The sequence below is a fragment of the Alteromonas sp. NFXS44 genome, assembly GCF_040148705.1.
Classification (GTDB): Bacteria; Pseudomonadota; Gammaproteobacteria; order Enterobacterales; family Alteromonadaceae; genus Alteromonas.
Genome location: NZ_JAGDEA010000009.1, coordinates 87,981 through 96,424, shown reverse-complemented (window position 1 = coordinate 96,424; position 8,444 = coordinate 87,981). Strand labels below are relative to the sequence as shown.

Sequence of the window (8,444 nt, the reverse complement as noted above, 5' to 3'; positions counted from 1 at the left end):
ATCCATTCCGAACTCAGAAGTGAAACGCGTTAGCGGCGATGGTAGTGTGGGGTCTCCCCATGTGAGAGTAGCACACCGTCAGGCTCCCAATTACGAAGAAGCCCGCTCATCTGAGCGGGCTTTTTTCATTTCTGTTCTCTGTTCAAAATCTTACTATGTTTCTTTTCATTATAGTGCTCGATTCAAACATAGAATATGCACTCATAGTTGCCTGTATTCACTGTAAAGCGTGCAGTAAAAAGCCCGCAGATGCGGGCTTGTCTCATTGAATGTTAGACTATTCAAAGATAAGTACACTTTCATCAGGCACGATATCGAAATCATATTTTCCGTAATCAGCAAAGCCCGGGCAATTATTTACGATACCTTCAAGTACAATCGTTCCTGACTGAAGGTTCTCATATACACCGGTTGCACCCACCAGATTCACATATTCTTTTATGATCATCGGCTCACCGCCCGAGCAGAATAAATCCCCCTGAAGCGGGATAAACACATCGTATGCAGAATGAAGTGAGAATGTTCTGTCATCGTCAATCATGACATGAGAAATTACAGGTCCGGCAGTAAAGAAGTTTGTCAGATCGATAGTGCCTTTCAGCACACCTTTAACTTTTTCCCGTTTCTTAATGGATTTGCGTTCTTCTTTTGAAAAGGATTTCCAGTCAGTGCTTTTCAGCACTATCTCAAATTGTCCAAGTTGTTCAAGTTTTACCAGGTCTGTAGAAACATCAAAAGTCTCAACAGTACCTTTGGTAATTGTGTAAGTTCCTTTTACTACACGGCTGTCAGAGCTGTCTTTATCATGTTTAGCCAATACAGGTGTCGAGAGGCATAATGCAGAAAACACAGAAGCAGCAACAAGAGATTTAATTTTCATAAATTTCCTTATAAGTATTCCATAGTTGTGGCGTCTATTTGCGCCGGAGATAAGAGGTTAATGACCTTCAGGTGTGACTACGTAAACACTATCTAATCGGGTCGGCCCGGTTCAGCATAAACTTTTATACACCAGTATAGTTTTCATTTAAATCTCTTATATTCAGCAAATGTAATTAAATCCCGCTGGCGGAATACAGATCTCTGATTAGTCCCATTTCTTGAATCCAAATCGACTATTGTCTTATCCATTTTGATGTTAACAAATTGTTTTAATGGGCTATAGTTTAACCATAACAACAATGAGGAAGTAAGCAGGCGTGAAAAATTCAATTATCTCCGGGTTACTGGCCCTGGTAACCGTTTCGGTGTGTGGTCTATTTGATATAGCCTTCTGGTGGGTCGCTGTTGCCGTGTTCTTTGTAGCACTTATACCTGCTCTGTTATTTCCTCAGCAGAGCACTGTTGTTGCCGGAACCGACGGGCAAGACGATGCTGACTCGAAATTAGGTGAGTCTATCAGCCAGTCTGCCAGCCGGATCGCTATAGGTGGAGCAACGGTTTCCCACTTTCTGGATAAGCTTGCCGCAGTATTTAAAGAGCAGGCCGATAGTGTTCAGGAAATCGCCGGCAGTATTAAGCACCTTGAAGAAGGTAATCTTCAACTTGTGGGATTCTCTACAGATGCTCAGCAAAAAATTCAGGCAGCAGACGATAAAACTCAGGATTGTAAGCAGGCTCTGAGCCAGTTGGTTGAACAACAAAGTCAGCTTCGTAGTGAAATTGAAGCCTCAGCAGATATGCTCGCCACATTAAAGAGCAAGGCCGATTCCATCAGCGGCATCACCACTACCATAAATCAACTGGCTGACCAGACTAATATGCTCGCTTTAAATGCTGCTATCGAAGCTGCAAGGGCCGGAGAGCAGGGGCGGGGATTTGCCGTTGTTGCCGATGAAGTGCGCGATCTCGCTCAAAAGACAACAAATGCTACCCAGGGCATTGACGATGTACTCAATGAAATCAATCGCTACAGTCAAACTTCTGTAGACGCCATTGAAAAAGTTTCAGCAGCCAACGGCGCCATGTCGGACGTTGTAAACCATATGTCGTCCCTGATTGAAGAAACCAGCATTATTTCTACAGAAGCTGCAAACTCAATGGGGCAGGTCGCCAGTACAGTAGAAGTGCACGGCAATACCAACAGAGGAATAAGTGTAAATGCTGAAAGGTTACATCAGAATACCAAGCATCTTGAAGGAGACCTGACAGATGTTTCAGAGAAAGTACTGGCACTTAGTTACCACACTGAGGGTATTTTCCGGCAATTACAGGCATTGCGGGTGAATGACCGTAACGGAAAAGTCCAACGGATCGCCACCAGGACCGCCCAAAAGATTGGTCAAATGTTCGAAGAGGCTATTACCAGTGGAAAAATCTCTGAATCAGATTTGTTCAACTTTCACTATGAACCGGTGAAAGGGACCAATCCGCAAAAATTCACTACACGGTTTGATTCATTTACTGATGTTTTGCTTCCTCCGGTACAGGAACCTGTCCTTGAGGAAAATAACTTTATTATTTATGCCGGGGCGGTGGATATTAACGGATACTTCCCGACCCACAATAAAAAATTCAGCAAACCTATGACCGGAGATTACGACACTGACTTGGCTAACAGCCGGACGAAACGCATTTTCGATGATCCTACCGGTTCCCGTTGCGGAAAGAATACAGAGAGTTTTCTTCTGCAAACCTACAAGCGTGATACCGGAGAAGTGATGCACGATCTGTCTGCACCGATTTACGTTAACGGCAAACACTGGGGCGGTTTTCGTATAGGGTACAAAGCAGAAGATGTATGAAGCATAATGAAAAATGCATTAAGAAGAAATTTTTCATCTCATCGTCAGGTCTTTATGCACTGAGGTCGTTTGAACGTAAATTAAAAAGTTATCGTGCTGGAGTGTATTTATGAAAGAAGCTAAACGTAATCTGGTTGCAGGTACCATCGGTGCTGCAGTGTTAAGTGCCGGCGCATTTACATCGTCTGCAATGGCAAATCCGTTCGGAATGGATGCACTGGAATCCGGATATAAGCAAATCGCGGCAGAAGGAAAATGCGGTGAAGGCAAATGTGGTGCCGATAAAATGAAAGATAAAGCCAAAGCGGCAGCAGAGGGTAAATGCGGTGAGGGCAAGTGTGGCGCCGACAAGATGAAAGACAAAGCGAAAGCAGCAGCAGAAGGCAAATGCGGTGAAGGTAAGTGTGGTGCCGATAAAATGAAGGACAAAGCTAAAGCTGCGACAGAAGGTAAGTGTGGTGAAGGAAAGTGCGGCGCTGACAAAACGAAGGACAAGGTTAAAGATAAAGCGGCTGAAGAAGGTAAATGTGGTGAGGGCAAATGCGGGAGTATGTAAACCGGCATGTGCTTAATTCGTTTTTGAAGTAACACCTTTGTTCGAAGTCACTAGTAATTTGGAGTTCTGATGTCTGTATCCGGTGCCGGGTTGGGTCTGCGGCGTGAAATGTTGCCTGACTTACTGCCACAGCTTCCTGATAGTGTCGATTTCTGGGAAGTTGCGCCTGAGAACTGGATCCCAATGGGCGGAAAGTTCAAAAAGCAATTGCAGGCCTGTATATCGCAGGCCCCCTTTTCGACTCACGGACTGTCATTGTCTGTAGGCAGTACGGATCCTCTTGATATCCCGTTTATCAAACAAATCAAATCGTTCCTGCAGGAACATCACATCAGCTTGTACAGTGAACATCTGAGTTTTTGTTCCGGTAACGGACACCTTTATGATTTACTGCCAATCCCTTTTTGCGAGCAGGCTGCAAAACATGTTGTGGAAAGAATCAAAATCGTACAGGACATTTTAGAGCGTCCGCTGGTGCTGGAAAATGTCTCTTATTACCTCGCACCAGAGCAGGATATGACTGAGCTGGAATTCCTGCTTTATATACTGGAAGAATCTGACTGTCAGATGCTGCTTGATGTAAACAACCTCTACGTAAACAGCATCAATCACCAGTATGATGCCGTTGATTTCCTCAATGCGCTGCCATCGCAACGGATTGTTTATGGTCATATCGCCGGTCATTACGACGAGCGTGACAACCTTAAAGTCGATACCCACGGCAGTAGTGTCATTGAACCTGTGTGGGCATTACTGGAAAAAGCCTACCGCAAGCACGGTGTTTTCCCTACGTTGCTTGAACGGGATTTCAATATTCCTCCGTTAGGTGAATTGCTGGAAGAGGTTGGCCGGATTAAATCCATTCAGCAACGGGTGTGCAATGAACGGGAAATTAAGGATAGCGAACTGACCGGATGTGCCGGATGACAGATTTCCGCGCAAGGCAGGCTGAACTTGCACAAGCCATGCGGGATCCTCAATCCGGCTTTGTTACCCATGAAGAGGATGGCGAAGAAAGGCTGTCTGTCTATCGCTCACTATTTTTTAATAATATAAAGAATTTTATCGCCGGCGGGTTTCCTGTGATCAAAGAAGTGCTGGGCGAAGAACAGTGGCTTACCCTCGTGCGGGAATTTATGCGTGACCATGTTTGTGAGACGCCTTACTTTGTTGAAATCAGCCGCGAGTTTGTCCGTTTTCTGGGTCACTTTGATTGTACAGCCCGTGGTTATCCGGCTTTTTTAAACGAGCTCGCGCATTATGAGTGGCTGGAAATTGATGTCAGCGTACGCGACGAATACCTGCCACTTAAAGCCCGCTCAGGCGATTTACCAGAGCGTTATACATTGTCCGGCCTGGCAACACTTGCCAGTTACCATTATCCGGTACATCAAATCAGCAGTGAATGTCAGCCAGAAAAAGTATCAGAGCAGCGACATAACTACGTGGTGTACCGAGACAAAAGTGATGACGTTCAGTTCATGGTTACTGAGCCTTTAACGGCTTTATTACTGACGATTATCAGCGAAGAGGCTTTGCCCGTTCCCGGTATCATCAGTCAGCTTAAATCTGTCATTCCCCCCACACAAGTTGCAGCGGTTGAACATTATCTGCCGCAAACACTCTCCGCGCTTACAGAAAAGGGGATAGTGGTCAAAGCCTGACCGCTTGCCTCACCTTATTAACAATATTCGCTATAATGGAGAATAGCACTGTCATTCAGACTGTGTTTCGATTAACATTTACGACCATTTTGACTTAGAACTTTCAGGTATTGATTATGGCTGATAACGGCGAGTTTAAAGAAGTGTTTAACTGGTGGTACTTTCTGGCAATCGTTGCCACGTTAGTAGCTTTTCCTCTGTTGCATATCATAGCTGGCTGGTTCACTTTCTGGCTGTAATCAAAAGGCAAAGAAGTGACTGCTGAATATATAAAATCCGTAATAAAAACCGTACCCGACTACCCTAAACCCGGCATCATGTTCCGTGATGTCACCAGCGTGCTGGAAGATCATAAAGCATTTACTGCGTGTATCACGTTGTTGCTTGAGAAATTTCAGGGCATGCAGTTTGATAAAGTAGCCGGCACTGAAGCCCGTGGTTTCTTGTTTGGTGCACCGCTGGCCCTAGAAATGGGCGTGGGTTTCGTACCGGTGAGAAAACCCAATAAATTACCCAGAGAAGTGGTAAGTGAATCCTACGAACTTGAGTATGGTATGGATACACTTGAGATCCACAAAGATGCCATCAAAGAAGGTGAGCGGGTGCTGTTAATTGACGATCTGCTGGCAACCGGCGGTACCATCGGCGCATCAGCAAAATTGATCCGTTCATTAGGTGGTATTGTTGAACATGCCGGTTTTGTTATCGGCCTGCCGGACCTTGGCGGCTATGAGAAATTAGCGGCGCTGAACATTGAATGCTATTCAATTTGTGATTTTGATGGTGAATAAGGAACAAGCGGTTTTATGAGTTATCAGGTTCTGGCAAGGAAGTGGCGACCACGAAAGTTTAGTGAACTCGTTGGTCAGGAACATGTTGTTACCGCCATCGCCAATGCATTAGATAACGACCGCTTACATCACGCTTATTTATTTACCGGTACCCGTGGGGTCGGTAAAACCACAATCGCACGTATCTTTTCAAAGAGTTTGAACTGCGAAGAAGGTCAGGGCGCTAACCCTTGTGGTGTTTGTGATACCTGTCGTGAAATCGAGCAGGGTAATTACATTGACCTGCTCGAAATCGATGCGGCGTCACGTACCAAAGTGGAAGATACCCGCGAACTGCTGGATAACGTACAGTACAAGCCCACCCGAGGCCGCTACAAAGTGTACCTCATCGATGAAGTGCACATGCTGTCTAAGCACAGTTTTAATGCGCTGTTAAAAACCCTTGAAGAGCCACCACCTCATGTGAAGTTTCTGCTGGCAACCACTGATCCGCAAAAGCTGCCCATTACAATTCTGTCGCGCTGCCTGCAATTTAATTTAAAAGCGCTGTCCCGTGAGCAAATTACAGGGCAACTGACCCACATATTGCAACAGGAATCCATTCCTTTTGAGGCACCGGCACTGGCTTTACTGGCCCGTGCAGCCCAGGGCAGTATGCGGGATGCGCTCAGTCTGACTGATCAGGCTATTGCACAGGGCGACAATCAGGTAGCGGCTGCCATCGTCACCGACATGCTCGGTTTGATGGACAGACATCAAATTCTGAAGCTGCTTTTCGCACTGGTGAAAAAGGATGCTCCGGGTCTGCTTGATATTGTGGCATCAATGGCTGAGCAAGCGCCGGATTTCGGTCAGGTACTGGCTGAACTGTCCAGTTTGTTACACCAGATAGCTTTAACCCAGTGGGTGCCTGAAACCTGTAAACTGGAAACGACATCTGCTAAAGCGATATATCATTTAGCAAAAGCGTTACCGGCAGAGCAGGTGCAGCTGTTTTATCAGATTGCCTTGCAGGGCAGAAAAGATTTGCCCCATGCGGCAGATGGTCGCTCAGCGCTGGAAATGACACTGTTACGAATGATGTCTTTTGCACCGGTTCCGTCCGGTGACGACAACCTTGAGTTAATCGTGGATGCGCAGGGCAGTACAGAAACGCCGGTGTCACAAGCGTCTGCACAACCTGTTTCTTCTGCTCCGTCTGGGGCCTCAGCGCCAGAGACGCAAGCTGCACCGGTTCTTCAGCCGGCGCAAGAAACAGAAACGCCGGAACCTGAAGCTGCCCATGCCCCTCAACAGGCGGAGCACGGAATTGTTAATGAAGGTGCCGGAACAACTACCGGGCTGGCAGATACAGATACTTCAGAAGATTTCCATGCGCTCAATGCTGAACAGGATGAAATTGAAAAAGCAGCGGCGGAATATCGCCAGCCTGCTATTTCTGAGCGTGCACCCGCAGAATCGCATGTTATTGAGCCGGAGCCTGTAAAAGATGAACCTGCACAGCCGGAACAATCGCAACAGCTTGAATCCCGGCAACAGGCTGAGCCTTCAGCACAGAATGGTCCGCCTCAGTGGGATGATATTCCTCCTGCGGACTATGATGATATGCCGCCTGCTACTTACGAGGATGAGCATTATGATGTACCGGCAGAACACGCCGCGCCCGGGCATCAGTCAAACAATGTGACTCAGGCCGGTAGTACTGATTCATTGACGTCTATCGAAGAAATGTTAGCCCTGCGCCAGCAATTAAAAACTGGACGTAAGGAGGCTGCAGAAGCACCCGCAAAAAAGTCTGAAAACCAGAGTAACACCAGTGAGCGTGTCCGCAAGCTGAGTCAACGGGGTATAACGTCAGCCCCGCCGGTGGCAGATAGCGATCCTGCTGAACCAGCAGCATCTGCACCGTCACAAGATGAAGCTTCGTCGCCGCCCTGGGAAAGTCACTCAGTAACGACTGCACCTGAAGCTGACGACTTTGCTGATAATGGTCAGCCTGAAGTTGATGAAGCTCCTGCTTCACAACCTTCTTTCGGGCAGGAGGCATTTGCACAGGAAATTGAAGTGCAGGCTGATGCCGGAGTGGCATTTGTTGATGATGAACAGGATCATACCGGCAATGTTACCCCGCAACAGAATGAAAATGTGGCTCAAGGCTATCAACAAACTGACATGCCTTCTGATAAAGCCGTTGCCGCTACACCAACAAACCGTGTTCAAAGTGTCGATAGCAATGCTTTACCCGCTTATTTACCTGATGGCTCAAAATTATTACTCGGCCGTCAGATAGACAGCTGGAGCGAACGGGTTGCAGAACTGGGACTGGCTGGTTTAACCAAACAAATCGTATTAAATGCTGCTTTTTCGATAAAAGATCAGGATGTGACGCTTGAATTAGATGAGAGTCAGAGCCATCTCATAAATGACAATGCTGTTGCACAACTGAATGAGGCGTTATCTAACGCGCTGGCGCATCCGGTCAATGTGAACATTGTTTACGGACAGCCAGCACAAACACCACTGACGTTACAGGCACGTATCGATGAAATGCGTCGTGCTTATGCGCATCAGGTGGTAAGCAACGATGAAAAATTTACGACATTACGGGATCTTTTTGCTGCAACAGTGCTCGAAGACACTGTTCAGCCCCGGTAATGACACACAATCAATAAATAGTGAGAGAGTCGAC

The 8,444-nt window shown here is 46.7% G+C and carries 8 protein-coding genes and 1 rRNA gene; 8 read left to right on the top strand and 1 reads right to left on the bottom strand.

Annotated features, from left to right (window positions below; genetic code table 11):
* Window positions 1–84: ribosomal RNA gene (gene rrf / locus J3369_RS22040) — 5S ribosomal RNA — on the top strand; the annotation flags it as partial.
* A gap of 193 nt (window positions 85–277) precedes the next feature.
* On the opposite strand, the gene J3369_RS13705 is transcribed toward rrf, so the two are convergent.
* The gene (locus tag J3369_RS13705) at window positions 278–880 is read right to left on the bottom strand and encodes a hypothetical protein (RefSeq protein WP_349587850.1); all 603 of its coding nucleotides are present in this window, start codon (window positions 878–880) and stop codon (window positions 278–280) included.
* 319 nt (window positions 881–1,199) lie between these two features.
* Here J3369_RS13705 and J3369_RS13700 point away from each other — a divergent pair, with 319 nt between their 5' ends.
* The 7 genes from J3369_RS13700 to dnaX all read left to right on the top strand — a co-directional run bounded on the left by J3369_RS13700 (window position 1,200) and on the right by dnaX (window position 8,410).
* On the top strand, window positions 1,200–2,744 hold the full coding sequence (locus J3369_RS13700; protein WP_349587847.1) for a methyl-accepting chemotaxis protein: 1,545 nt from the start codon (window positions 1,200–1,202) through the stop codon (window positions 2,742–2,744).
* A gap of 109 nt (window positions 2,745–2,853) precedes the next feature.
* Entirely contained in the window at window positions 2,854–3,300 is a 447-nt protein-coding gene (locus J3369_RS13695) for an HvfA family oxazolone/thioamide-modified RiPP metallophore (RefSeq protein ID WP_349587845.1), read from the top strand.
* Between the two features lie 69 nt (window positions 3,301–3,369).
* Entirely contained in the window at window positions 3,370–4,227 is an 858-nt protein-coding gene (locus J3369_RS13690; RefSeq protein ID WP_502877450.1) for an HvfB family MNIO-type RiPP peptide maturase, read from the top strand.
* Window positions 4,224–4,964: an HvfC family RiPP maturation protein gene (locus J3369_RS13685; protein ID WP_349587842.1), complete on the top strand. Its 741-nt coding sequence runs from the start codon at window positions 4,224–4,226 to the stop codon at window positions 4,962–4,964. Before J3369_RS13690 ends, J3369_RS13685 begins: the two co-directional genes overlap by 4 nt.
* Window positions 4,965–5,080: 116 nt before the next feature.
* A complete protein-coding gene (locus tag J3369_RS13680) occupies window positions 5,081–5,203 on the top strand; it encodes a hypothetical protein (RefSeq protein WP_269748644.1) in 123 nt (40 codons plus the stop codon).
* Window positions 5,204–5,218: 15 nt separating this feature from the next.
* On the top strand, window positions 5,219–5,755 hold the full coding sequence (gene apt, locus J3369_RS13675) for an adenine phosphoribosyltransferase (protein ID WP_119501897.1): 537 nt from the start codon (window positions 5,219–5,221) through the stop codon (window positions 5,753–5,755).
* A gap of 15 nt (window positions 5,756–5,770) precedes the next feature.
* A complete protein-coding gene (gene dnaX / locus J3369_RS13670) occupies window positions 5,771–8,410 on the top strand; it encodes a DNA polymerase III subunit gamma/tau (RefSeq protein WP_349587837.1) in 2,640 nt (879 codons plus the stop codon).
* Window positions 8,411–8,444 lie beyond the last annotated feature (34 nt).

Excerpts from the sequence above, each read along its gene's own strand:
- J3369_RS13695 (WP_349587845.1), top strand. The coding sequence starts at position 2,854 with ATGAAAGAAGCTAAACGTAATCTGGTTGCAGGTACCATCGGTGCTGCA.
- J3369_RS13690 (WP_502877450.1), top strand. The coding sequence starts at position 3,370 with ATGTCTGTATCCGGTGCCGGGTTGGGTCTGCGGCGTGAAATGTTGCCT.
- J3369_RS13680 (WP_269748644.1), top strand. The coding sequence starts at position 5,081 with ATGGCTGATAACGGCGAGTTTAAAGAAGTGTTTAACTGGTGGTACTTT.
- J3369_RS13705 (WP_349587850.1), bottom strand. The coding sequence starts at position 880 with ATGAAAATTAAATCTCTTGTTGCTGCTTCTGTGTTTTCTGCATTATGC.
- dnaX (WP_349587837.1), top strand. The coding sequence starts at position 5,771 with ATGAGTTATCAGGTTCTGGCAAGGAAGTGGCGACCACGAAAGTTTAGT.
- J3369_RS13685 (WP_349587842.1), top strand. The coding sequence starts at position 4,224 with ATGACAGATTTCCGCGCAAGGCAGGCTGAACTTGCACAAGCCATGCGG.